19 protein-coding genes are annotated in these 22,251 nt (G+C 63.0%); 7 read left to right on the top strand and 12 right to left on the bottom strand.

Annotated elements, in window-relative coordinates; genetic code table 11:
- Positions 1-5: 5 nt before the first annotated feature.
- The 3 genes from urtC to urtA all read right to left on the bottom strand — a co-directional run bounded on the left by urtC (position 6) and on the right by urtA (position 4,441).
- The gene (gene urtC, locus C8J33_RS00550; RefSeq protein WP_132662672.1) at positions 6-1,184 is read right to left on the bottom strand and encodes an urea ABC transporter permease subunit UrtC; all 1,179 of its coding nucleotides are present in this window, start codon (positions 1,182-1,184) and stop codon (positions 6-8) included.
- Positions 1,184-2,791, bottom strand: a complete 1,608-nt coding sequence (gene urtB, locus C8J33_RS00545) for an urea ABC transporter permease subunit UrtB (protein ID WP_132662670.1) — start codon at positions 2,789-2,791, stop codon at positions 1,184-1,186. Before urtB ends, urtC begins: the two co-directional genes overlap by 1 nt.
- Positions 2,792-3,151: 360 nt before the next feature.
- The gene (gene urtA / locus C8J33_RS00540) at positions 3,152-4,441 is read right to left on the bottom strand and encodes an urea ABC transporter substrate-binding protein (RefSeq protein WP_132662669.1); all 1,290 of its coding nucleotides are present in this window, start codon (positions 4,439-4,441) and stop codon (positions 3,152-3,154) included.
- A gap of 261 nt (positions 4,442-4,702) precedes the next feature.
- Between urtA and C8J33_RS00535 the strand changes: the two genes are divergently transcribed.
- Positions 4,703-8,098 carry an ATP-binding protein gene (locus C8J33_RS00535; RefSeq protein WP_132662667.1) on the top strand — a complete coding sequence of 1,132 codons (3,396 nt, stop codon included), beginning with the start codon at positions 4,703-4,705 and terminating at the stop codon, positions 8,096-8,098.
- Positions 8,095-9,009: a DNA-binding response regulator gene (locus C8J33_RS00530; RefSeq protein ID WP_132662666.1), complete on the top strand. Its 915-nt coding sequence runs from the start codon at positions 8,095-8,097 to the stop codon at positions 9,007-9,009. The genes C8J33_RS00535 and C8J33_RS00530 overlap by 4 nt, the downstream gene beginning before the upstream one ends.
- Before the next feature lie 273 nt (positions 9,010-9,282).
- Here C8J33_RS00530 and C8J33_RS00525 read toward each other — a convergent pair whose 3' ends face one another.
- The 6 genes from C8J33_RS00525 to C8J33_RS00500 all read right to left on the bottom strand — a co-directional run bounded on the left by C8J33_RS00525 (position 9,283) and on the right by C8J33_RS00500 (position 14,836).
- The gene (locus C8J33_RS00525; RefSeq protein ID WP_110801810.1) at positions 9,283-10,401 is read right to left on the bottom strand and encodes a branched-chain amino acid ABC transporter substrate-binding protein; all 1,119 of its coding nucleotides are present in this window, start codon (positions 10,399-10,401) and stop codon (positions 9,283-9,285) included.
- A 113-nt stretch (positions 10,402-10,514) separates the two neighbouring features.
- Positions 10,515-10,859 (bottom strand): DUF6867 family protein, encoded by a 345-nt coding sequence (locus tag C8J33_RS00520; RefSeq protein WP_110728483.1) that lies wholly within the window; start codon positions 10,857-10,859, stop codon positions 10,515-10,517.
- Positions 10,860-10,898: 39 nt separating this feature from the next.
- On the bottom strand, positions 10,899-11,621 hold the full coding sequence (locus C8J33_RS00515) for an ABC transporter ATP-binding protein (protein WP_062591936.1): 723 nt from the start codon (positions 11,619-11,621) through the stop codon (positions 10,899-10,901).
- The gene (locus tag C8J33_RS00510) at positions 11,618-12,526 is read right to left on the bottom strand and encodes an ABC transporter ATP-binding protein (protein ID WP_132662665.1); all 909 of its coding nucleotides are present in this window, start codon (positions 12,524-12,526) and stop codon (positions 11,618-11,620) included. Before C8J33_RS00510 ends, C8J33_RS00515 begins: the two co-directional genes overlap by 4 nt.
- Positions 12,526-13,878 carry a high-affinity branched-chain amino acid ABC transporter permease LivM gene (gene livM / locus C8J33_RS00505; protein WP_422038009.1) on the bottom strand — a complete coding sequence of 451 codons (1,353 nt, stop codon included), beginning with the start codon at positions 13,876-13,878 and terminating at the stop codon, positions 12,526-12,528. Before livM ends, C8J33_RS00510 begins: the two co-directional genes overlap by 1 nt.
- 55 nt (positions 13,879-13,933) lie before the next feature.
- On the bottom strand, positions 13,934-14,836 hold the full coding sequence (locus C8J33_RS00500; RefSeq protein ID WP_110728486.1) for a branched-chain amino acid ABC transporter permease: 903 nt from the start codon (positions 14,834-14,836) through the stop codon (positions 13,934-13,936).
- Between the two features lie 471 nt (positions 14,837-15,307).
- Here C8J33_RS00500 and cysQ point away from each other — a divergent pair, with 471 nt between their 5' ends.
- Both cysQ and C8J33_RS00490 read left to right on the top strand, forming a co-directional pair.
- The gene (cysQ, locus tag C8J33_RS00495) at positions 15,308-16,084 is read left to right on the top strand and encodes a 3'(2'),5'-bisphosphate nucleotidase CysQ (protein WP_110801814.1); all 777 of its coding nucleotides are present in this window, start codon (positions 15,308-15,310) and stop codon (positions 16,082-16,084) included.
- A 170-nt stretch (positions 16,085-16,254) separates the two neighbouring features.
- A complete protein-coding gene (locus C8J33_RS00490; protein ID WP_132662664.1) occupies positions 16,255-17,283 on the top strand; it encodes a DUF2793 domain-containing protein in 1,029 nt (342 codons plus the stop codon).
- Here C8J33_RS00490 and C8J33_RS00485 read toward each other — a convergent pair.
- Complete coding sequence (locus C8J33_RS00485) at positions 17,267-17,671, bottom strand: response regulator (RefSeq protein ID WP_281024586.1); 405 nt, start codon at positions 17,669-17,671, stop codon at positions 17,267-17,269. The two genes, C8J33_RS00490 and C8J33_RS00485, sit on opposite strands and share 17 nt — an antisense overlap.
- 201 nt (positions 17,672-17,872) lie before the next feature.
- Here C8J33_RS00485 and C8J33_RS27280 point away from each other — a divergent pair, with 201 nt between their 5' ends.
- The gene (locus C8J33_RS27280; RefSeq protein WP_207904001.1) at positions 17,873-18,142 is read left to right on the top strand and encodes a hypothetical protein; all 270 of its coding nucleotides are present in this window, start codon (positions 17,873-17,875) and stop codon (positions 18,140-18,142) included.
- Between the two features lie 12 nt (positions 18,143-18,154).
- Here the strand turns inward: C8J33_RS27280 and C8J33_RS00480 are convergent, their stop codons facing one another.
- The gene (locus tag C8J33_RS00480) at positions 18,155-18,910 is read right to left on the bottom strand and encodes a Crp/Fnr family transcriptional regulator (RefSeq protein ID WP_110801816.1); all 756 of its coding nucleotides are present in this window, start codon (positions 18,908-18,910) and stop codon (positions 18,155-18,157) included.
- A 223-nt stretch (positions 18,911-19,133) separates the two neighbouring features.
- Between C8J33_RS00480 and C8J33_RS00475 the strand changes: the two genes are divergently transcribed.
- The gene (locus C8J33_RS00475) at positions 19,134-20,012 is read left to right on the top strand and encodes an SDR family NAD(P)-dependent oxidoreductase (protein WP_132662663.1); all 879 of its coding nucleotides are present in this window, start codon (positions 19,134-19,136) and stop codon (positions 20,010-20,012) included.
- Complete coding sequence (locus C8J33_RS00470) at positions 20,009-21,622, top strand: VOC family protein (protein WP_132662661.1); 1,614 nt, start codon at positions 20,009-20,011, stop codon at positions 21,620-21,622. Before C8J33_RS00475 ends, C8J33_RS00470 begins: the two co-directional genes overlap by 4 nt.
- A gap of 14 nt (positions 21,623-21,636) precedes the next feature.
- Here the strand turns inward: C8J33_RS00470 and C8J33_RS00465 are convergent, their stop codons facing one another.
- A complete protein-coding gene (locus C8J33_RS00465) occupies positions 21,637-22,167 on the bottom strand; it encodes a DUF3833 family protein (RefSeq protein ID WP_132447771.1) in 531 nt (176 codons plus the stop codon).
- Positions 22,168-22,251: the final 84 nt, after the last annotated feature.

Below are 22,251 nucleotides of genomic sequence, written 5' to 3'. Positions count from 1 at the left end.
GGCGCTCACTCCGCGGCTTGAGGTTGGAGGTCGACGGGGTCGCGGGTCGAAACGGTGCGGCCCTTTTCGGCTTCGGCTGCCGCCTTGTAGTCCCGACGGGAGGCAAAGCCCTGCTGGATGGTGCCGACGATGCCCTTCGGCAGGAACAGCGTGGTGGCGACGAAGAGCGCGCCGAGCGCGAACAGCCAGAATTCCGGGAAGGCGGCGGTGAAAATGGACTTGCCGAAGTTCACGAGCACCGCGCCGATAATCGGCCCGATCAGCGTGCCCCGTCCGCCGACCGCCGTCCAGATGACGACCTCGATCGAGTTGGCAGGCGCGAATTCGCCCGGATTGATGATGCCGACCTGTGGCACGTAGAGCGCGCCGGCGACGCCGGCGATCATGGCGGAGAAGGTGAAGATGAAGAGCTTCATGTTCTCGACGCGATAGCCGAGAAAGCGCGTCCGGCTTTCCGCATCCCGCACCCCGATCAGCACCTTGCCGTATTTGGACTGAACGATGGCCGAGGAGAGGAGCAGGACGAGCGCGAGAACGATGCCGGTGATGGCGAACAGGGTCGCGCGCGTTTCCGGCGCCTGGATATTGAAGCCGATGATGTCCTTGAAGTCGGTCAGGCCGTTATTGCCGCCAAAGCCCATCTCGTTGCGGAAGAAGGCGAGCAGCAGTGCATAGGTCATCGCCTGCGTGATGATCGAGAGGTAGACGCCGGTGACGCGCGAACGGAAGGCGAGCCAGCCGAAGACGAAGGCGAGCGCGGCGGGCACCAGCAACACCATCAGCGCGGCGAAAGGGAAGGAGTTGAAGCCGGTCCAGTACCAGGGCAGTTCCTTCCAGTTCAGGAAGACCATGAAGTCGGGCAGGATCGGGTTGGCATAGGTACCGCGCGCGCCGATCTGGCGCATGAGATACATGCCCATGGCATAGCCGCCGAGCGCAAAAAAGGCGCCGTGGCCGAGCGAGAGAATGCCGCAATAGCCCCAGACGAGATCGAGCGCGAGCGCGAGCAGCGCGTAGCAGAGATATTTCCCGAACAACGGCACGACATGGGACGGAACATGCAGCGGGTTGCCGGGATCGAGCAGCAGGTTGGAGGCGGGAACCGCGAGGGCGATGAAGAGGATCAGGGCGGCAAGCGCCAGGACCTTCTTCTCATGGGCGTGGATGAGCCGGGTCGTGAACATTATTCGATCGACCTCCCCTTGAGGGCGAACAGGCCGCGCGGCCGCCGCTGGATGAACAGGATGATGAGGACGAGGATCAGGATCTTGCCGAGCACCGCGCCCGCATAGGGCTCGAGGAACTTGTTGGCGATCCCGAGCGTCATGGCACCGACGAAGGTGCCCCAGAGATTGCCGACACCGCCGAACACCACGACCATGAAGCTGTCGATGATGTAGTTCTGCCCGAGATTGGGCGAGACGTTATCGATCTGGCTAAGCGCCACCCCGGCGATGCCGGCAATGCCCGAGCCGAGGCCGAAGGTCATCGCGTCCACCATCGGCGTGCGGATGCCCATGGAGGAGGCCATGCGCCGGTTTTGCGTCACGGCGCGCATCTGCAGGCCGAGGCGCGACCGCTTGAGCAGCGTCAGCAATGCCAGGAACACGGCAAGCGAGAAGACGATGATCCACATGCGGTTCCAGGTGATGGCGAGACCGCCGAAATCGAACGTGCCCGACATCCAGCTCGGATTGTCTACCTGCCGGTTGGTCGGCCCGAAGATCGTGCGGATGGTCTGCTGCAGGATCAGCGACAGGCCCCAGGTGGCAAGTAGCGTCTCGAGCGGCCGGCCATAGAGAAAGCGGATAATGCCGCGCTCGATGGCGACGCCGACAAGCCCGGTAAAGAGAAAGGCGATCGGCACCGCGAAGGCGAGCGAGAAGGTGGAAAGCTCAGGTGCCAGCGAGGCGACCGTCTGCTGCACGACATAGGTCGTGTAGGCGCCCAGCATCACCATCTCGCCATGCGCCATGTTGATGACGCCCATGACGCCGAAAGTGATGGCCAGGCCGATGGCGGCGAGCAGCAGCACCGAGCCGAGCGACAGCCCGTACCAGACGTTCTGCACAACATCCCAGACGGCAAGGCTGCTGGCGATGCCGTCGATACGGCTCTGGATCACCGGTACGAGGTCCGGCGGAGCGGTGGCAAGCGCCGCAGTCAGGATATTGAGCGCGCCGCGGTCGCCGCGCGCTGCGACGTTCTCGATCGCCGCCTTCTTGTCCTCGGCGCTCGCATCCGTCTTCAGGATCAGCACAGCCCGGGCGGATTCCATCGCCGCCTTGACCTCGGCATCGCCCTCTTTGGCCAGCGCACTGTCGAGCAGCGCGAGATTGGCGGTATCACCGCTCGCAAGCAGCGCCTGGGCAGCGGAAAGGCGGGCATTGCGGTCGGGGCTGAGCAGGGTCAGCTGGCTCATGGCATCGCCGATGGCGCCGCGCAGCATGTTGTTCAGCCGGATCTTCTGCAGGCTGCCGGCCGCCACCCCCTCGACAGGCGCGCCGGTGACCGGATCGGACACCACGTCGCCCTCGACGAGATAGACCGTACCGCCCGCCTTCGGTGCAAACAGCGCCCCGGCGCTGAGCTTTTCGAGGATCCCGGGCACCTTCGGATCGCCTGTCGCGGCGAGCTGCTTCACCGCTTCCACCTTCTGCGGAAACGCGATGGCGCCCAGCCCATCGACCAGCGGTTTCAGCGCATCCTGCGCCCGCGCGCCTGTCGCAAAAACGAGGCCGAGACCGAGGAGAAGAAGAACGATCCGAAGCGTGCTCGATGTCAGCTGCATGTGTTTCAAAGCCCCTTCACGCGGCAGGACGGCGATGAACCGCGCGCATCTGCCCAAGAATTCCGCAGGAACCACCTTTCGGTTGCGCCATTGCGGGTACGACATTGCAGGAAAGCCCCGTCCGTTCGTCCGTGCCCGCCTCATCCATGCATGTTCCGTGCCATGCCTGGACTGCCGTAAAACACAACGGACGATCGCCTCCCCTGAGAAAGAGAGTGTCTCCGCCCGGCGCAAAGCCGGACGGAGACGATGCCGTCTCAAATCGCCTGTAATAAACCTTGGCGGTGCGGCCCGAGGGCCGCACCGGAAATGCTTGCTTCATGAAAAGCCGTCTGGAAAATCAACCTCCGAAGGCTGAGATCAGGAGCCCTTGCCGCCGCACTTGCCCGTTGCGACGTTGAAGTTGCCGCAGGACATGGGCTTGCGCCAATCGGAGATCAGGTCCTTGCTGTCCGGCAGGAAGTCCGACCACTCGTCGCCGACGACCTGGGGGGTCTGCTGCACGATTTCGAACTGGCCGTCGCCCTGGATTTCGCCGATCAGCACGGGCTTGGTGATGTGGTGGTTCGGCATGACGGTGGAGTAGCCGCCCGAAAGGTTCGGAACGGAGGTGCCGATGATCGTGTCGAGAACGGCATCCGTATCGGTCGTGCCGGCAGCCTCGACGGCCTTTACCCAAGCGGAAAAGCCGATATAGGCGGCTTCCATCGGGTCGTTCGTCACGCGCTTGTCGTTCTTGGTATAGGCATGCCACTGCTTGATGAATTCGGCATTGGCAGGCGCATCGACGGACTGGAAGTAGTTCCAGGCGGCGAGATGGCCAACGAGCGGCTTGGTGTCGAGACCGGCAAGCTCTTCTTCACCGACCGAGAAGGCGACGACCGGAATATCGGTGGCCTTGATGCCCTGGTTGCCGAGTTCCTTGTAGAAAGGAACGTTGGCATCGCCGTTGATGGTGGAGACGACGGCCGTCTTCTTGCCGGCCGAGCCGAATTCCTTGATCTTGGCGACTTCCGTCTGCCAGTCCGAGAAGCCGAACGGCGTGTAGTTGACGATGATGTCTTCCTTGGCGACGCCCTTGGCGATCAGGTAGGCTTCCAGGATCTTGTTGGTCGTGCGCGGGTAGACGTAGTCGGTGCCTTCGAGCACGAAGCGCTCGACGCCTTCGTTGGCGATCAGGTAATCGACTGCCGGGATGGCCTGCTGGTTTGGTGCGGCACCCGTGTAGAAGATGTTGCGCGAGGACTCTTCACCTTCGTACTGGACGGGGTAGAAGAGGATGGAATTCAGCTCTTCGAACACCGGCAGAACCGACTTGCGCGACGAGGACGTCCAGCAGCCGAACACGGCCGCGACCTTGTCGACCGAGATCAGCTCGCGGGCCTTTTCGGCAAACAGCGGCCAATCGGACGCGGGATCGACCACGACGGCTTCGAGCTTCTTGCCGAGAACGCCGCCCTTCTTGTTCTGCTCCTCGATGAGCATCAGCATGGCGTCTTTCAGCGTCGTCTCGGAAATGGCCATCGTGCCCGACAGCGAATGCAGAACGCCGACCTTGATGGTGTCTTCGGCAGCGTAGACGGCGGAGAATGCCGTCGTAGCCAAAGCCCCTGCCAGGAATGCGCTGAGGATATGAGATTTGAATGACATAAGAGAGCCCCTCTCGTTCGTTGGCGCCGTTTCCTAAGGGAGGGTTAACGGGTCGCAACGGGACTATCCGACAGGCCTTGTGCAATGCACATACGTCAATTGACGTAGGCGCGAACCGCACATGCCGCGTGCGCTCCCGCGGGAAACATGCGGTCTGTCTGGACAGGGGCCTGCATAGCCTTCAAGATCATCGGAACCTCAAGCCCTCCCGCGATGTCGCTTGCCGACAAGGATGTTGCTCCGCACCATGAAAACCTCGAAATGACAGCCCGGCAGCGCATCATTCCGGTCCGGCGCGAGTACAATCGCTGGGTCGCAGACCAGACGCTGGAGGATTATGCCCTGCGGTTCACCGCCAAGAGCGCCCGGCGCTTTTCGGCAAGCCGCATTTCCCAGACCGCCATCGGCGCGATTTCCTTCCTGGCACTGGAGGCGATCGGCGGCACGATCACTCTCTCCTACGGCACGACGAACGCGTTCTACGCCATCATCGCCGCCGCCATCGCCATGCTCGTCATCGGCATGCCGATCAGCCGCTATGCCATCCGCCACGGCGTGGATATCGACCTTCTCACGCGCGGCGCGAGCTTCGGCTATATCGGCTCCACCATCACCTCGCTCATCTATGCCAGCTTCACTTTCATGCTGTTTGCCATCGAGGCATCGATCATGACCGGCGCGCTGAACCTCGCCTTCGGCATCCCGCTCTGGATCGGCTACATCATCAGCGCCGTCGTGGTCATCCCGCTCGTCATCTACGGCGTCCAGCTCATCTCCCGCTTCCAGCTGATCACGCAGCCTTTCTGGATCGTGCTCAACATCCTGCCGTTCTTCTTCATCGCCTTCTTGGACTGGGAGAAGTTCGACCTCTGGCGCGCCTTTGCCGGCATCGGCCATTCGAATGCGCAGGTTGGCGGTGCGGCACCCTTCGACCTGATCGAGTTCGGCGCCGCATCCGCCGTCATTCTCGCACTGATGCCGCAGATCGGCGAACAGGTGGATTTTCTGCGCTTCCTGCCGCCGGAGGGCGTGAAGAAGTGGCGGCACCGCTTCGCCGTCTTCCTGGCCGGTCCCGGCTGGGTGGTGGTGGGCGTGCCGAAGCTGCTCGCCGGCTCGTTCCTCGCCGTTCTCACGCTGTCAACCGGTGTGCCTGCCGGTGAGGCCGCAGACCCCTCGCGCATGTATCTCGCGGCCTTCGGCTACATGATCCCCAACGATACGGCCGCCCTCGTGCTGATGGCGGCCTTCGTCGTGGTCTCGCAGCTGAAGATCAACGTGATGAACGCCTATGCGGGCTCGCTTGCCTGGTCGAATTTCTTCTCCCGCCTGACCCACAGCCACCCCGGCCGGGTCGTCTGGCTGGTGTTCAACGTCGCCATCGCCCTGCTTCTCATGGAGTTCGGCATCTACAAGCTGCTCGAAGCCACGCTCGGCGTGTTCTCAATCATCGCCATGTCCTGGCTCTGCACGCTCTCGGCCGATCTCTTCATCAACAAGCCGCTCGGCCTCTCCCCTGATGGCATCGAGTTCAAGCGCGCCCATCTCTACGACATCAACCCGGTCGGCCTCGGCGCCATGTTCACCTCCGCCGGCGTGGCGCTCGCCGCCCATTTCGGCCTCTTTGGCACGGTCATGGCGTCGCTATCGACCTATGTCACGCTCATTGCCTTCCTCATCTCCCCCGCCCTCGCCTATGCCACACGCGGCCGCTACTATCTCGCCCGCAAGCCGCGCGCGCACTGGAAGATGCGCAGCACCATCACCTGTTCCATCTGCCAGCATCCGTTCGAGCCGGAAGACATGGCCTATTGCCCCGCCTATGCCGCGCCGATCTGTTCGCTCTGCTGCTCACTCGACAGCCGCTGCCACGACATCTGCAAGCCACATGCGCGGCTGAACGCCCAGACGGCGGCCGTCGCCCGCAGGCTCCTGCCCGAACGCATCGTCGCAGCACTCGCCAGCAGGCTCGGCCGCTATGCCACCGCCGTGGTCATCGCCGTCTCCGCCATCGGCGCTATCCTCGCCATGATCGCCTACCAGACCGGTTCCGCCTCGCCGATCGCCGCCGAGGTGATCAACCGCACCATCGGCATCGTCTTCTTCGTGTTCACCGTCGTCACCGGCGTCGTCTGCTGGTTCTATGTGCTCGCCCATGACAGCCGGCTCGTGGCGGAGGAGGAATCGTCCCGCCAGAACACCCTGCTCCTCAAGGAGATCGCAGCCCACAAGAAGACCGACGCGGCCCTGCAATATGCCAAGGAGACGGCTGAGGCCGCCAACCGCGCCAAGAGCCGCTATGTCGTCGGCCTCAGCCACGAGTTGCGCACCCCGCTCAACGCCGTCATGGGCTATGCCCAGATTCTCGAGCGCGACGAGACGATCCCCGCCCCACGGCAGGCCGCCATCCGCGTCATCAAGCGCAGTGCGGATCATCTCTCGGGCCTCATCGACGGCCTGCTGGACATTTCCCGCATCGAGGCCGGCCGGCTGCAGGTGTTCTCCAACGAGATCAATATCCAGGATTTTCTCGACCAGATCGTCGATATGTTCCGCCCGCAGGCCCAGGCCAAGGGTCTCGCCTTCGAGCATATCCAGGCGCCCGGCCTGCCGACGCATGTGCGCACCGACGAGAAGCGCCTGCGCCAGATCCTCGTCAATCTCCTGTCGAACGCCATCAAGTTCACCGATTGCGGCACCGTGCGCTTTGAGGTCGCCTATCGCAGCCAGGTCGCGACCTTCACCGTGACCGATACCGGCCGCGGCATTTCCGAGGCCGACCGGCCGCGCATCTTCGAGCCGTTCCAGCGCGGCGAAGCCGAAACGATCCGCCCCATGCCGGGCCTCGGCCTCGGCCTCACGATCACGCGGCTTCTGACCGAGACGCTCGGCGGCGAAATCCTGGTCACCAGCGAGCGCGACAAGGGCTCGACCTTCCGCGTGCGGCTGATGCTGTCGACTGTGGCCCGGCCCGCCGCCGTTCCCCCGCCCCAGCGAGACGTCACCGGCTATGCCGGCCCGCGCCGCACCATCGTCGTGGTGGACGATAACGAGGATCACCGCGAATTGATGCGCGAGGTGCTGATCCCGCTCGACTTCGTCGTCCTCACCGCCATCGGCGGCGCCGAATGCCTGACGCTGATCGAGGGTATCGAGCCCGATCTGTTTCTGGTCGATATCTCCATGCCTGGCATGAGCGGCTGGCAGCTCGTCTCGCGCCTGCGCGAACTCGGGCAGGCGGCGCCCATCATCATGCTGTCGGCCAATATCGGCGACGGGAGTCTGGCCAGCCAGCATACCGGCCACAACGATACGCTCGCCAAGCCTTTCGTCATCCGCCAGCTCCGGGACAAGATTGCCGTCAATCTCGGCCTCGAATGGACGCATGATGTCCCCGCACCGCCAACCGACACCACAGAACCCCAGCCCATCCTCGTGCCCGAAGCATCCCATATCGAGGAGCTGATCCGGCTGGGCGAAATCGGCTATATCAGGGGCATCGAGGCCAAGCTCGCCGAGCTCGCGCGCGACGCGACCCACCTGCCCTTTGCCGACGCCGCGCGGGCCTATGTCCAAGCCTTCGACATGGCGGGCTACGCCACCTTCCTCGAAACCGCCGCCGTGCGAAGCGACCCGCCGCCGGAAGGAGACCACCGGTGAGTGACGCCCCCCGCCCCCGCGATATCGTGTTGATCGTCGACGACAGCCCGGAAACCTTCGGCTTCCTCACCGACGCGCTGGAGCAATCCGGCTTCTCCGTGCTGATCGCCACCTCCGGCCCGGCGGCCCTCAAGGTCGTTGACAAGATCACGCCCGACATCGTGCTGATGGACGCCGTCATGCCCGAGATGGACGGCTTCGACACCTGCCGGCGGCTGAAGGCGCTTGCCGACATCGCCCCCGTGCCTGTGATCTTCATGACCGGGCTGACGGAGACCGAGCACATCGTGCATGCGCTCGAATCCGGCGGGGTGGATTACCTCTCCAAGCCCATCAACATCGATGAATTGCGGGCCCGCATCCGTGTCCACCTCGGCAACGCCCGCTCCACCCAGAGTGCCCGCGTCGCGCTGGACGCCGCTGGCCGGCATCTGCTCGCGGTGCGCGGCAATGGCGCCCTGCACTGGTCGACGCCCCAAGCGACCCGGCTGGTCGATACCGCCATAGGTTCGGAAGACGGACTGGACGCCGTCTCCGACCAGATCGCCCTCTTCCTGCGCGAGCGCACGCTTGGCAAGGACGCTCCCCTCGTGATCGAAAATGCCGGTGTGCCCGTCCTCCAACTCGCCTTCCTCGGCACCATCGGCAGCGACGAATACCTGTTCCGCCTCACCGCCGTCAGCCAGACCACCGACGAGGAAGCCCTGCGCCGGCATTTCTCCCTGACGATGCGCGAGGCGGAAGTCCTCGTCTGGATCGCCAAGGGCAAATCCAACCGCGACATCGCCGAAATCCTCGGCCTCTCCGCCCGCACCGTCAACAAGCACCTTGAGCAGATCTATGTGAAGCTGGGCGTGGAAAACCGGGCGTCGGCCGCGGTGAAGGCGACGAATGCGTTGAGCCAGAGTTGAGGGGTTGTTCGTGCCGGGGCTGATGAAGAAAAACCCTCTCTGCCCTGCCGGGCATCTCCCCCACAAGGGGGGAGAGGACCTGTGGCTTGCCGCTCGCTCTTTACGCAAACCTCGAAGATTCGTGCCGAGGGCGTCCCGCGAGTCTTCTCCCCCCTTGTGGGGGAGATGGCCGGCAGGCCAGAGAGGGTTTTCCTTTACCCCCCAAACACGGAAAAGCCCGGCACAAAGCCGGGCTCTCCTCGTCTCGAACACGACGGCCGAAGCCGTGGTGTCTTACATCTGCGGGAAGTAGCTGTACTTGCCGTCCGGGCCCTTCTTCCACTCGTACATGATGTAGCCGGGAAGCTTTGGGTCGCCCTTTTCGTCGAAGGACATGTCGCCGAGAACGGTCTTGAACGGGCCCTTTTCCTTCATCGCCGTTGCGACGGTTTCGGAATCGATGGAGCCGGCAGCCTTGGCAGCTGCTGCGATCGTCTGCAGGGCGGCGTAGGAGTAGAGCGTGTAGGCCTCCGGGTTGAAGCCGGCGGTCTTGAACTTCTCGACCAGTTCCTTGTTCTCCGGGCGGAGCGTCGGATCGGGGCCGAAGGTGTTGAGCGTGCCGGCAACGGCGTCGCCGGCAATCGAGGCCAGTTCGTTGGAGACGATGCCGTCACCCGAAACGAGCGTGGCCTTGAGGCCCTGGTCGGCCGACTGGCGGATGATCAGGCCGGCTTCGGTGTGGAGACCGCCCCAGTAGATGATCGAAACGCCGGCTTCCTTCATCTTGGCGATGAGGGCCGAGAAGTCCTTGTCGCCGGTGTTGACGCCTTCGTACAGGACTTCCGTCATGCCGGCAGCGTTCATCGCCTTCTTGGTTTCGTCGGCAAGGCCCTGGCCGTAAGGCGTCTTGTCATGAATGACGGCGACCTTGGCGTCCTTGAACTTTTCGGCAAGGTACGCGCCGGCAACGCCGCCCTGCTGGTCGTCACGGCCGCAGGTGCGGAACGTGTTCCAAAGGCCGCGCTCGGTGAACACCGGGTTGGTTGCAGCCGGCGTGATTTCGAGAATGCCGTTTTCGGCATAGACTTCCGACGCGGGGATCGAAACGCCCGAGTTGAAGTGACCGATGACGTACTTCACGCCGTCGGCCACGAACTTGTTGGCAACCGAGATGCCCTGCTTCGGGTCGGACACGTCGTCGCCGAGAACGATCTTGATCTGCTCGCCGTTGATGCCGCCGGCGGCGTTGATGTCAGCGGCTGCCTGCTCGGCACCCTTCTGGAGCTGCGCGCCGAAAGCGGCGTTCGGGCCGGTCAGCGGACCGGCAACAGCGATCGTGATGTCCGCCCAGGCCTGGCCGCTGAACGCGACCATCGCCGTCAGCGCAACAGCCGACAAAAGTGACTTCTTCATCCTGTAACTCCCAATTTTCAAGCGGGTCTGTTGCCATAGCCAACGCAGTTCCCACTCTGACTGCGCCGGTGTTCGTTGTGGCCGAGGCGATGCGCCTGCGGCTGTTCCCTTTATTATTTATTCTTCCACGAGAAGGGCGATGCCTTCTCGTAAAGCCAGTAGTAGCTGCTGACCATTTGGCGTGTCCGGTAGAAACGGAACCCAGCGGTAGAAAACAGCAAAAGAATGATCGTGTCCACGACGTAGTAGTGCAGGCTGAACATCGTGCCGTTGAACAGTGCGTGATGCACGAAACGGATGCCGAGACCGAGCAGCAGCGTATAGACCACGACGGTCGTATAGGTCTGCCAGCCGTCCGCGACGCTCTTGCCTGTGCGCCAGGCGGTCCAGCCGCCGAGCACGCAGGTGATCAGCATAAACTGAAGGATCGAAGGCTCTTCGTGGAGAATGCCCTGCATGTCAGAAACTCCCGATGAAAGGGATAAGGGAAGCGGGGCTCAATGGTGCCCGCCTTCGAGATAGGCGGCGCGCACTTCCGGATTGGCCAGCAATTCCCGGCCGCCGCCGCTCATCGTCACCTGTCCGTTGACCATGACGTAGCCGCGATGCGACAGCTTGAGCGCGGCGAACGCGTTCTGCTCGACGAGAAACACGGTCAGCCCCTCTTCCTCGTTGAGCTTCTTGATTGCCGCGAAGATTCCCTTGACGATCAGCGGTGCAAGGCCCAGCGACGGCTCGTCGAGAAGGAGAAGCTTCGGACGCGCCATCAGCGCGCGGCCGATCGACAGCATCTGCTGCTCGCCGCCCGAAAGCGTGCCGCCGCGCTGCGACTGGCGCTCCTTCAGGCGCGGAAACAGCGTGAAGATCTTCTCGATGTCCTCGTTGAAATATTTGAGGTTGTCGAGGCTCGCGCCCATCTGCAGGTTTTCATAGACCGTCATGCGCGGAAAGATGCGCCGGCCCTCGGGCGACTGCGCGATGCGCAGCCGGGCGATCTCGTGGGTCGGCATGCGGGTGATGTCCTGACCATCGAAGATGACCGAGCCGGTGCGCGCCTGCGGGCTGCCGCAGATCGTCATCATCAGCGTCGATTTGCCGGCGCCGTTGGCGCCGATCATGCAGACGATCTCGCCAGGTTCCACGACGACATCGACGCCGCCGAGCGCCCGGATGTTGCCGTAATAGGTCTCGACGCCCTTGACGTGAAGAAGCGGGCTCATGAGCGCTCTCCCGTGCTGCCGGTTCCGTGACCGACCGTCGCCGCAACCTGTTCCACTTCCGCGATCACCTCGTCGACCTCATCATCCTCGACGCCGAGATAGGCCGCGATGACCTTCGGGTCGTTCTGTACGAATTGCGGATTGCCGTCCGAGATCTTCTGCCCGTATTCCAGAACGACGACGTGGTCGGAGATTTCCATGACAACCGACATGTCGTGCTCGATCAGCAGGATCGACGTGCCGGTGTCGGTGCGGATGTCGCGCAGCAGCGTGTTGAGCGCCAGCGACTCGCGCGGGTTGAGACCGGCAGCCGGCTCGTCCAGGCAGAGAAGCTCCGGCTGGGTACACATCGCGCGGGCGATTTCTAGACGGCGCTGGGCACCGTAGGGAAGATCGCCGGCTGGGTCATCGGCACGGTCGGTCAGCGACGCCTTGTCGAGCCAGTATTTCGCAAGCTCGATGCTGGCGAGCGATGCCTTCTTGTAGGCGGGGAAGCCGAACAGGCCGAGGATCGTGTAGCCCGATGCGCGCATCAGCGCGTTGTGCTGGGCGACGAGCAGGTTTTCCAGCACCGTCAGGCCCGAGAACAGACGGATGTTCTGGAAGGTCCGGGCAACTTTTGCCCGCTTGGTGATCTCGAAGTCCGGTAGGCGCTCCAGCAGGAACTCCTTGCCGCCCTTCTGCCGCATCGTGATCATGCCCATGGTCGGCTTGTAGAAGCCGGTGATGCAGTTGAACACAGTGGTCTTGCCGGCCCCGTTCGGGCCGATGAGGGCGGTGATCTCGCCGCGCGTCGCTTCGAACGAGAAGTCGTTGATGGCCATCAGGCCGCCGAAGCGCATGGAGAGATGTTCGACCTTGAGGATTGGATCCTTGGACATTGTCGTCGCCGTTCCCGTAACCATCAGCCGTGCCCTTCCTTGGTAAAGCTTCCCGACACGTTCTTTCGGGTGTGAAGGAAGGCCGACGGTGCGCGGGAGCCGACGAAGCCACGCGGCTTGAACAGCATCACGACCACCATGGCGAGACCGAAGATGAGCATGCGATAGAGTTCCGGGGTAAAGTCGGGGCCGAAGATGGCCTTGAGGAAGTTCATTTCACGCAGCAGTTCCGTGCCGCCAACCATGACGACAGCGGCGATCGCGATGCCGGTCAGCGACCCCATGCCGCCGAGAACGACGATGGCGAGGATGACGGCGGACTCGATGAACACGAAGCTTTCCGGCGACACGAAGCCCTGCCGCGCGGCGAAGAACGAGCCGGCAAAACCGCCGAACATGGCGCCCGTGGCAAAGGCGGTCAGCTTGGTCGTGACCGTATTGATGCCGAGCGAGCGGCAGGCGATCTCGTCCTCGCGCAACGCTTCCCATGCACGGCCGATCGGCATGCGGCGCAGACGGATGGTGACATAAGCCGTGAGCATGCAGAGAAACAGGATCACGTAGAACAGGAAGATCTTGTAGTAGGCGGACGACATCGGCAGGCCGAAGGACTTGGCGAAGTTGGACGGCGAGCCGACGTCGAACGACCAGATGCCGAAGATCGATGCCTTAGCGATGCCGGAGACGCCGAACGTGCCCTTGGTCACTTCCGTCCAGTTGATCAGCACGAGGCGGATGATTTCACCGAAGGCGAGCGTCACGATGGCGAGATAGTCGCCCCGCAGGCGCAGAACCGGGAAGCCGAGAATGATGCCCCAGAGGGCAGCGAAAATACCCGCCAGCGGCAGGAGCACCCAGAAGGACAGGCCGAAATGGGTGGACAGCAGCGCGTAGGAATAGGCGCCGACGGCATAGAAGGCGACATAGCCGAGATCGAGCAGGCCTGCGAGGCCGACCACAATGTTGAGGCCCCAGGCGAGCATCACGTAGATCAGGATCTGGATGCCGAAATTGTCGACCAGCAGCAGCGAACCCTGAACGCCGCGCAGCATGACCGACACCGGCGGATAGATCAGCAGCGCGATCAGCGCGATCTTGAGGAAGTGGCGGTGGAAGAAGCCCTTGTCCTCGGAGACATCGAGGATGCCGCTCTTGGCCTTTGCGAGCTTCCGCTTATCGAGCGCCGGCCGGATGAAGGCGACGTTGAGGAAGCGACCGACGGCAGCGACCCCAACGAACACCGCGAGCAGGCCCCAGCGCATGCGCCAGACGAGTTCGTTGTTGATGTTCTGGTAGGTCTCGACACCGACGAAGAGGCAGAAGAGGCCGAGCGAGACGAGGCCTGCGAAGAAAGCTTCCTTGAGGGCACGCGCCATGACGCTGGGTTCGGCATGTGGCTCGGAGACGGGAGAGGAAATGTTCGCCATGGACTTATACCTTCTCCACTTCGGGCCGGCCGAGAATGCCGGTCGGCTTGAAAATCAGAACGACCGCGAGGATGACGAAGGTTGCGACGTCCTTGTAGGCGATGGAGAAATAGGCGGACCACAGGCTTTCGATGAGGCCGATGAGGATGCCGCCGAGAACGGCGCCCGGCAGCGAGCCGATGCCCCCGAGAACGGCCGCCGTAAAGGCCTTCACGCCGGGGATGAAGCCGTCTGTAAAGACGGAAACGCCGTAATACATCAGATACATCGTACCGGCGACGGCGGCGAGCGCAGCACCCATGATGAAGGTGATGGAAATGGTGCGATCGACGTCGATGCCGAGGAGCGCCGCCATCTTGCGGTCCTGCTCGGTAGCACGCTGCGCCCGACCGAGCGGTGTCTTGTTGACGATGTACCAGAAGATGGTCAGCAGCACGGCGGTGACGACGATGATCACGATCTGCTTCAGCGAGATCGAGATGCCGAGCACCTGATAGTTGGAATTCACCAGCGGCGGGATCGGCTTGTTGCGCGGCCCCTGCACGACCTGGATGAAATTGGACAGCGCGATCGACATACCGATGGCGGTGATCAGCGGCGCAAGCCGGAACGAACCGCGCAACGGCCGGTAGGCGATCCGCTCGATCGTCCAGTTCCACAGGCCCGCCAGCAGCATGGCCACGATCATCATCACCAGAAGAGCGAGGACGACGGGGATGCCGGCAAACAGGGTCGTGAGAATCAGGAAGACGATAAGGGCCGCGAAACTGCCCAGCATGAAGATATCGCCATGGGCGAAGTTGATCATGCCGATAATGCCGTAAACCATCGTATAGCCGATGGCGATCATGCCGTAGATAGATCCAAGAGTCAGCCCGTTGACGAGCTGTTGGACGAAATACACCATCTATTTTCCCCTGGACCAGATCCCTTACCGGGTCCGGCCTCTTGTTCTGCAGTCCTTTGCGGACGCGACGTTTGCGGGGATTCCATACTGTTTTCGCTCGAAAAGAAAAGCACAAAAAGAAGGCACCCAACAGATTCTTTTCCATTCAGACATTTTCTGGCGGTTTCCTCGGCAATCGGCTGAGTGGGAAGCAGTCGGCGCTTACATTTTAAGCATATCAGCATGTTGGCAAGGGCGCCCAGCTTGCGTCTCTCACACCATCAAACTGTATTTGCTAAAGAAACGCGCGATGCTCATCGCCCGGCCACAGCATTGAACTCCCAAGCCTCAGCCCCGACACCACGAATTGTAACGCCCGGTCACAGGGATTTGCCTGACGAATGAGGCAGAACCCTGTAGGGTTGTGGTGATAACGCGGTGGGCGCCGGGACGCAGGCCACCGCCAGACCGAAAAGGAGCGCGGCGAGCGCAATGTTGGACGTGTTGGAGAGGGCGGCGGTAGAGGCCGGGCGGGCGGTCATCGACGTCTATAATGTGGGTGCGGAGGTCCGTTACAAGGAGGATGCATCGCCGGTGACGGATGCGGATGAAAGCGCGGAACGCATCATCCTGCGCCATCTTCAGGGTGCTTTTCCCGGCATTCCCGTGGTTGCGGAAGAAGCCGCTTCGGCGGGCCTCGTTCCCGATATCGATGGACGCGCCTTTTTCCTTGTCGATCCGCTGGATGGCACGAAGGAATTCGTCGGCCGCAATCACGACTTCACGGTCAATATCGCGCTGATCGAACAGGGCGCGCCGACGCTCGGCGTGGTCTACGCGCCTGCCCTTGGCATCCTCTACGCAGCGGAGCGCAATCGGGCGCGCAAGTCCGTCGTGTCCGGCCAGACGGATATCGGCACCCCCACCGTCATCGGCTGTCGCCAGCGCGGCGACCGCATTGTGGCGCTGGCCAGCCGCTCGCACAACAGCGCGGAAACCATCGCCTACCTCGCCGAACACGGCGTCACCGACTACGAGTCGGTCGGCTCCTCCCTGAAATTCTGCCTTCTCGCCGAAGGTCTCGCCGACATCTATCCGCGCCTCAGCCGCACGATGGAGTGGGACACCGCGGCCGGCGATGCCGTGCTGCGCGCGGCCGGTGGGGAAACCGTGACCATGGACGGCAACCCGCTCTTCTACGGCAAGCGCAACCAGACCTATGATGTGGACTTCGCCAATCCCCACTTCGTCTCCCGCGGCCGGGCCTGACGCTTGCTGCGCCTCAAAGCATGGGGCGTCGCTTCGTTCTCACCCGCCAAGCTCTGACGCCGCGGGGAGAGAAATCCGCAAAAGGCTCATGAAAACAGTGACGCACCATGCTGCGGCTCCCCGCCCCCGACATCGCGCGCAGACTACCGGCACCCTGACAGGAGATGCTGATGAGCGAGATGACCCCGAACCTCGAAATGCCTTACATCCTGCCATCGCAGGCGCAGAAGCATGTCACGCACAACGAGGCGCTGCAGCGGCTGGATGCCGTGACGCAACTCGTGATGGCCGCGCGTCTGGCGCATCCCCCTGTGAATCCCGGCGAAGGCACCTGCTACGAGATCGCGCTTTCGCCGACGGACGAATGGACCGGCAAGGCCGGGAAGATCGCCGTGTGGCAGGATGGCGCCTGGACCTTCGTCACGCCCCACCCCGGCTGGCGAGCCGTTTTTGCGGGCGACGCCCGCCTGTACATCCATGACGGGACAGCCTTCCGCGTCTACGATGCCACGGCCGGTCTCGAGCGGCTGGGTGTCAACGCGACCGCCGACGAGGTCAACCGGCTCGCGGTGTCGGCAGATGCAACGCTGCTCAGCCATGCCGGCCATGGCCATCAACTGAAGATCAACAAGGCAACGCCCGGCGACACGGCCAGCCTCCTCTTTCAGAGCGGCTGGTCCGGCCGAGCGGAAATGGGCCTGAACGGTACGGAGACCTTCGCGATCAAAACGAGCGCCGACGGCACCTCCTGGCAGGAGGCCTTGAGCGTGGACGCGGCCGGCCGCGTTCACCTGCCGCAGAGACCCATCGCGCGCGCAAGCACGCCAGCGGACACGGCAACGCCTGCAGATGGCAGCGAAAGCGGCTTTGCGACGATGCCGCTCTCGCAAGGCGGGTTCGCGCTTGGGGCAACGGTGGCTGGCGGTGGCAGGAGCCTGATCGTGCCGGCAACGGGGATCTATCTGGTCACCCTCAAAGCGGAGGTCGAGCCGAACGGCGCCTTCTCGCTCGCCGTGAAGGCGGGAACGCAAGCCGTGGCCACTCTGCGTACATTTTCAGGCCCGTCAGCCCGACAGGCCGCGATCGTCACAGGCCTTGCAGCCATGACGGCAGGAGATCCGGTGACGTTGTCCCATACGGGCAGTGCCACCTTCACCTTCGGCGAAGACCGTACGGACGTGCTTATCGCAATGCTTTAGAAGAGGCTTCGGCGGGTGCTTCGACCGCATCCGCCGCGCCGGACACGGAGGCGAGCAACTGGCTCATCGACGTCTCGTTGAAGGGCTTGGTAATGCGCGGCCGATCGCGGTGACTGCCGGGGAACATGGCGCTTTCGCCATAGCCGCTGACGAAACCAAACGGCGTATCACGGGACACGAGAATGTTGGCAAAGTCGAAACTCGTCTCGCTACCGAGATTGACGTCGAGCAGCGCGAAATCGAACGCATGCTCATCAACGAGCTGTTTGGCCTGCGCGACATTCGTGGCGATATCGACCATCTCGACGCCCAGCGTGCGCAGAATATCCTCGGCTTCCATCGCGATGATGAAATTGTCTTCCAGCACGAGAACACGTTTGATTGACAAGAGTGTTTCCAAACGCAGCACCAGGATCCCATCGTAAAGAGGCTTCAGATCGACCAACCCACAGATATGATTCGACGTCCTCGAAATCAACACTAGTGCTTATCACGCATGGTCACATTTAAATAAGACATAGCGAAGGTTGGAGCCGGTAACGGCAGGCAGTACGCTACCATCAAGATACCCCCAGGAATAGCACCAAGAATGGGAAAACAGCAGCGTATTTTCGAGAGCCCTCATGTTGGACTGGAACTTTTAACCCTTCGGGCGCATTATGTTTTTCGGGGGAACCAAAGGGAGGAAACCATGACAGCCAGCGATATCGAAAGACTGGAACAAGCGGCACGAAGCGTGTTCGGCCATGATGACGGAGATACTCTGATTGTCGAGGAACATCAGAGCTTTACCGATCGTCTCCGCGCCTTTTTCCAGAAGCGGCTACCTGCCCGCCTGACATCGGCACCGAGCGTCTAAGTCTCACGCTCGTCAAATAAACGGACGCCGCACGGCCTCCAGACCGTCCCAGTCCGCAACCCGCATCAAGCCTTCGGCGTCCAGCACATCGCAGCCGCGATCCGCCCAGCGTATAAGGTTGCGCTCGGCCAGCTTTTTCAGCGTCTTGTTCGTGTGAACGATCGAGAGCCCCAACGTATCGGCGACATGCTGCTGCGTCAGCGGGATGGAGACGCGCTCACCTCTGAAAAGGTTCGACACCCCCGCCCTCTGCGACAGAAACGACAGCAGATAGGCCGCCCGTTCCAGCGCCGTGCGCCGTCCGATACTCAACAGGTGTTCATCGAGAATCCGCTCTTCCTGCGAAGCGATCCAGGTCACGTCGAAAGCAAGATCGGGGTGGTTGCGATAGACCTGCCCGAGGCGCTCGCGCTCGAACACACAGAGCGTCAGCGCAGACAGCGCCTCCACCGAATGCTTCATTTCCCCCATCAGGCTGCCTTGCAGGCCGACGAGATCGCCCGGCATGATGTAATTCAGGATCTGCCGGCGGCCATCGCCCAGCATCTTGTAACGAAAGCCCCAGCCCGACAGCACGGTGAACAGATGCGCGCTGTGGCTTCCCTCGCTCAGCACCGTGGTTCCCGCATCGACCGAGAGTTCGCCGGTCTTGAAGTGCGAAACGAATGCAAGCTCCTCAGGCTGAAATTCGCGGAAGGTCGGCAGATGACGCAGGGGACAGTGTTCGCACGGCGTCTGCCGGCTATTGCGCGTTCTCGGGGGATACATGGGGACTCGAATAGGGAGACGGATGGATGACGGGAGCGGAAGAGCAGGCCAGGTAAAGAGTAGGCTGGGCGAGGCAGTCTGGCGCTGGAGGATGAGGGGAAGGAAGGCGGGCAGCGCCCAAGAGGATGGACTTGAGCCTTCTCCTTACCTAGTTTCGCGGGCGACACTATTAAATTTGCTAACCGCACGCCTCATAAATGGGGCGGCAGAGCTCGGACCGACCATGACACATGCCGCCTTCGCCGCCAATGCCGTTGCCGTCGTCACGGGAGCCGCCTCCGGCATCGGCCTTGCCGCCGCCCACCGCTTCGCATCCCTTGGCATGAGGGTCGTGCTGGCCGACCGCAAGGGCGAGCGACTGGCCGATGCCGCACGGTCGGTTGCAGAGGTTTCGCCGCAGGGCACAGAGGCCGTTCTCGCCTGCGCAACGGATGTTTCGGAACTGGAAGCGCTCGAAGCCTTGCAGGAAGAGGTGATCGAGCGGTTCGGCAAGGTCAACGTGCTCATGAACAATGCCGGGATCCAGCCCGGCAGCACGCTCTTCGGCCCGCTGGAAAACTGGGAGCGCGTGATGGCCGTCAATCTCGGCGGCGTCGTCAACGGCACGCGCGTCTTCGGCCCCGGCATGATCGCGCATGGCGAACCCGGCCTCATCATCAACACCGGCTCCAAGCAGGGTATCACCACGCCGCCGGGAGATCCGGCCTATAACGTCGCAAAAGCCGGCGTCAAAGCCTTCTCGGAAGCGCTCGAGCACGAGTTGCGCAACACCGCCGGCTGCCGCATCGCGTCGCATCTCCTCATTCCCGGCTTCGTCTATACCGGCCTCACCGCCAACGGCCGCACGGAGAAACCGGATGCCGCCTGGACGTCGGAGCAGACGGTGAACTTCATGATGGACAGTATCGCGCGCGGCGATTTCTACATTCTCTGCCCCGACAATGATGTCAGCCGGGACCTCGACGAGAAGCGCATCCTCTGGGCTGCCGGCGACATCGTGGAAAACCGCCCGCCCCTCTCCCGCTGGCACCCCGACCATGCCGAAGCCTTCCGCACCTACCTGACCCAGGACCGTCCGCGGCAGTCGGGTGACCCTGCATGACGACGATCCCCACAGGCTCCAACTTCGATACGGCGCGCGGCACCAGCGGCCTCCACCACATCACGCTCATCACGCGAAAGGTGCAGGCGAACGTCGATTTCTACGTCGGTTTCCTGGGTCTGCGCCTCGTCAAGCGGACGGCGGGGTTCGAGGATGCAGCCCAGTTGCACCTCCTTTATGGCGACCGCCTCGGCACACCCGGTTCGCTCGTCACCTTCCTCGTCTGGGAAGACGGCGGGCCCGGCCGTGTCGGCGAGGGCCAGCCGAGCGAGATCGCCTTCGCCATCGCCCCTGGGTCGATCGGGTTCTGGCTTCAACGCGCCTTGCGCTACCTCGTGCCCGTTTCCGGCCCGGCGCCGGAATTCGGCGAGCCCGTGCTGCGCCTGAAGGACCCGGATGGCGTCATCGTCAAGCTGGTGGGAACGACGGATATTGCGGGCGTCGAGCCCGCCTATGCCGCCGGCATCCCACAGGGCGATGCGATCCGTGCGCTGCGCGGCGCCACCATCCTCACCAGCCGACCTGTGGAAACAGCCGCCTTCCTCGAACGCCACACCGGCTTCCGGTCAGCCGAGAGAACCGAAACGATCGAGCGTCTGCGTTCGGATGCGGGCGACGTCATCGACGTTCGCGACGCCACCGGTTTCTGGACATCTGCCCCCGGCACCGGCACCATCGACCACATTGCCGTGCGCGCGCCCGACCGCGCAGCCGTGAAGGCTCTGCGGGATCGCCTCGGCGCAGAGGATGCCGGCCCGACGCCCGCGCATGACCGCACCTACTTCTTCTCGCTCTACGTCCGAGAACCCGGCGGCAGCCTTATCGAGGTCGCGACAGACGGCCCGGGCATGGGGATCGACGAGGATGAAACCACTCTGGGCACCCGGCTGTTCGTGCCCGGACAGAGCGAGGACGGGCCAGACGAGGACATGACCGTCCTCTTGCCCCAGTTCGGCCTTTCCGGCGAGGAGCGTTTCGCCGCCCGCGAACTGCCCTTCATCCACCGCCTGCATCAGCCGGCCGAGCCGGACGGGACAACGCTGTTTCTGCTGCATGGCAGCGGCGCCAACGAGCTGAGCCTCCTGCCGCTCGCGCGCAAGGCGGCGCCGAATGCGCTGCTCGTCGCCCTTCGCGGTCGCAGCCTTGAGGAAGGCGCCCCGCGCTTCTACCGGCGCCTTGGCGCCACGACATTCGATCAGGCCGATATCGCAAACGAAGCCGAAGCCCTCGCTGCCTTCGTCGAAGGCACGGCATCCGGCTATGGCATCGATCTCGAACGCGCCACGTTTCTCGGCTATTCCAACGGCGCGAACCTGATCGCCGCGACGCTGTTCCTGCAGCCGGGTCTCATCCGTCGCGCCGTCCTTCTGCGCAGCATGATGCCGCTGGAAACGATCCCACTGGCAGATCTCTCCGGCACAGAGGTTCTGATCGTCGCGGGAGCAGAGGATAGCTTCGACGCCTACCGCCCGGCACAGGTGGCAGCGCTGGCAGGCGCCGGTGCCGAAACGACCGTCGTCATGCTGTCCGCCGGCCACGAGCTGTCGCCGGAAGATGCAGGCACGATCGCCGGCTGGCTTCGTGCGCTCCCGGCGCGACAGCCGCTATAGGGAGCGGTGTTCGGCTACTTGCGGAAGTCGATCTTGACCCGGGCGACGGGCAGGATCGTCTTCCACACCACAGCCGTGTTCGACATGGTCTTGCCGTCGCGCGAGAAAGTCAGCGTATCGAAGAAGCGGTAGACATCCTGCTTCGGACCCGGATCGAGATCCACGAGATAGTTGAACCGCACGACATTGCCGTCCACCCGCACCGTCGTGCCGCCGATGACGTCCTCGCGCGTTCCGCTATAGGTCGCAGGGCCGGTGCGGACGAAATGCCAGGTCTTGCGCTCCTTCTGTCCGTCGTTGTAGCGGATGTCCTCCCGCAGCGTCAGCCCGGTTTTCGTTACCGTACCGCGCAGTGCGATATCGAGGTCCCGCCGTGTACCGTTGATGGCGCGAAAGGTTCCCTCGGCCTGTGTCTGGCCCCGGAAGAAGCGCTCCATGACGGTCTCCCGCATCCCGCCCGCGGTCTGTGCAAAGGCGCTGCTGGATACGGACAGGAGGCTTGCTGCAAGGCTGGCGGCGAAAACGGCGGTCGATGCGATCTTCATGATGATCTCCATTCTGTCATGGAGACGATACGGATCTTCCGGCAGAACGGTTTTCCACGACATTGGCAAAACATCACCTGGCCA

It is taken from the genome of Rhizobium sp. PP-CC-3G-465 (assembly GCF_004343445.1).
Classification (GTDB): Bacteria; Pseudomonadota; Alphaproteobacteria; order Rhizobiales; family Rhizobiaceae; genus Ferranicluibacter; species Ferranicluibacter rubi.
The sequence above is the reverse complement of the archived record's forward strand: the minus strand, read 5'-3'. Positions and strand labels throughout refer to the sequence as shown.

Coding starts and splice junctions, on each gene's coding strand:
- urtC (WP_132662672.1), bottom strand. CDS start 1,184: ATGTTCACGACCCGGCTCATCCACGCCCATGAGAAGAAGGTCCTGGCG.
- urtB (WP_132662670.1), bottom strand. CDS start 2,791: ATGCAGCTGACATCGAGCACGCTTCGGATCGTTCTTCTTCTCCTCGGT.
- urtA (WP_132662669.1), bottom strand. CDS start 4,441: ATGTCATTCAAATCTCATATCCTCAGCGCATTCCTGGCAGGGGCTTTG.
- C8J33_RS00535 (WP_132662667.1), top strand. CDS start 4,703: ATGACAGCCCGGCAGCGCATCATTCCGGTCCGGCGCGAGTACAATCGC.
- C8J33_RS00525 (WP_110801810.1), bottom strand. CDS start 10,401: ATGAAGAAGTCACTTTTGTCGGCTGTTGCGCTGACGGCGATGGTCGCG.
- C8J33_RS00520 (WP_110728483.1), bottom strand. CDS start 10,859: ATGCAGGGCATTCTCCACGAAGAGCCTTCGATCCTTCAGTTTATGCTG.
- C8J33_RS00515 (WP_062591936.1), bottom strand. CDS start 11,621: ATGAGCCCGCTTCTTCACGTCAAGGGCGTCGAGACCTATTACGGCAAC.
- C8J33_RS00510 (WP_132662665.1), bottom strand. CDS start 12,526: ATGGTTACGGGAACGGCGACGACAATGTCCAAGGATCCAATCCTCAAG.
- livM (WP_422038009.1), bottom strand. CDS start 13,878: ATGGCGCGTGCCCTCAAGGAAGCTTTCTTCGCAGGCCTCGTCTCGCTC.
- C8J33_RS00500 (WP_110728486.1), bottom strand. CDS start 14,836: ATGGTGTATTTCGTCCAACAGCTCGTCAACGGGCTGACTCTTGGATCT.
- cysQ (WP_110801814.1), top strand. CDS start 15,308: ATGTTGGACGTGTTGGAGAGGGCGGCGGTAGAGGCCGGGCGGGCGGTC.
- C8J33_RS00490 (WP_132662664.1), top strand. CDS start 16,255: ATGAGCGAGATGACCCCGAACCTCGAAATGCCTTACATCCTGCCATCG.
- C8J33_RS27280 (WP_207904001.1), top strand. CDS start 17,873: ATGGGAAAACAGCAGCGTATTTTCGAGAGCCCTCATGTTGGACTGGAA.
- C8J33_RS00480 (WP_110801816.1), bottom strand. CDS start 18,910: ATGTATCCCCCGAGAACGCGCAATAGCCGGCAGACGCCGTGCGAACAC.
- C8J33_RS00475 (WP_132662663.1), top strand. CDS start 19,134: ATGACACATGCCGCCTTCGCCGCCAATGCCGTTGCCGTCGTCACGGGA.
- C8J33_RS00470 (WP_132662661.1), top strand. CDS start 20,009: ATGACGACGATCCCCACAGGCTCCAACTTCGATACGGCGCGCGGCACC.
- C8J33_RS00465 (WP_132447771.1), bottom strand. CDS start 22,167: ATGAAGATCGCATCGACCGCCGTTTTCGCCGCCAGCCTTGCAGCAAGC.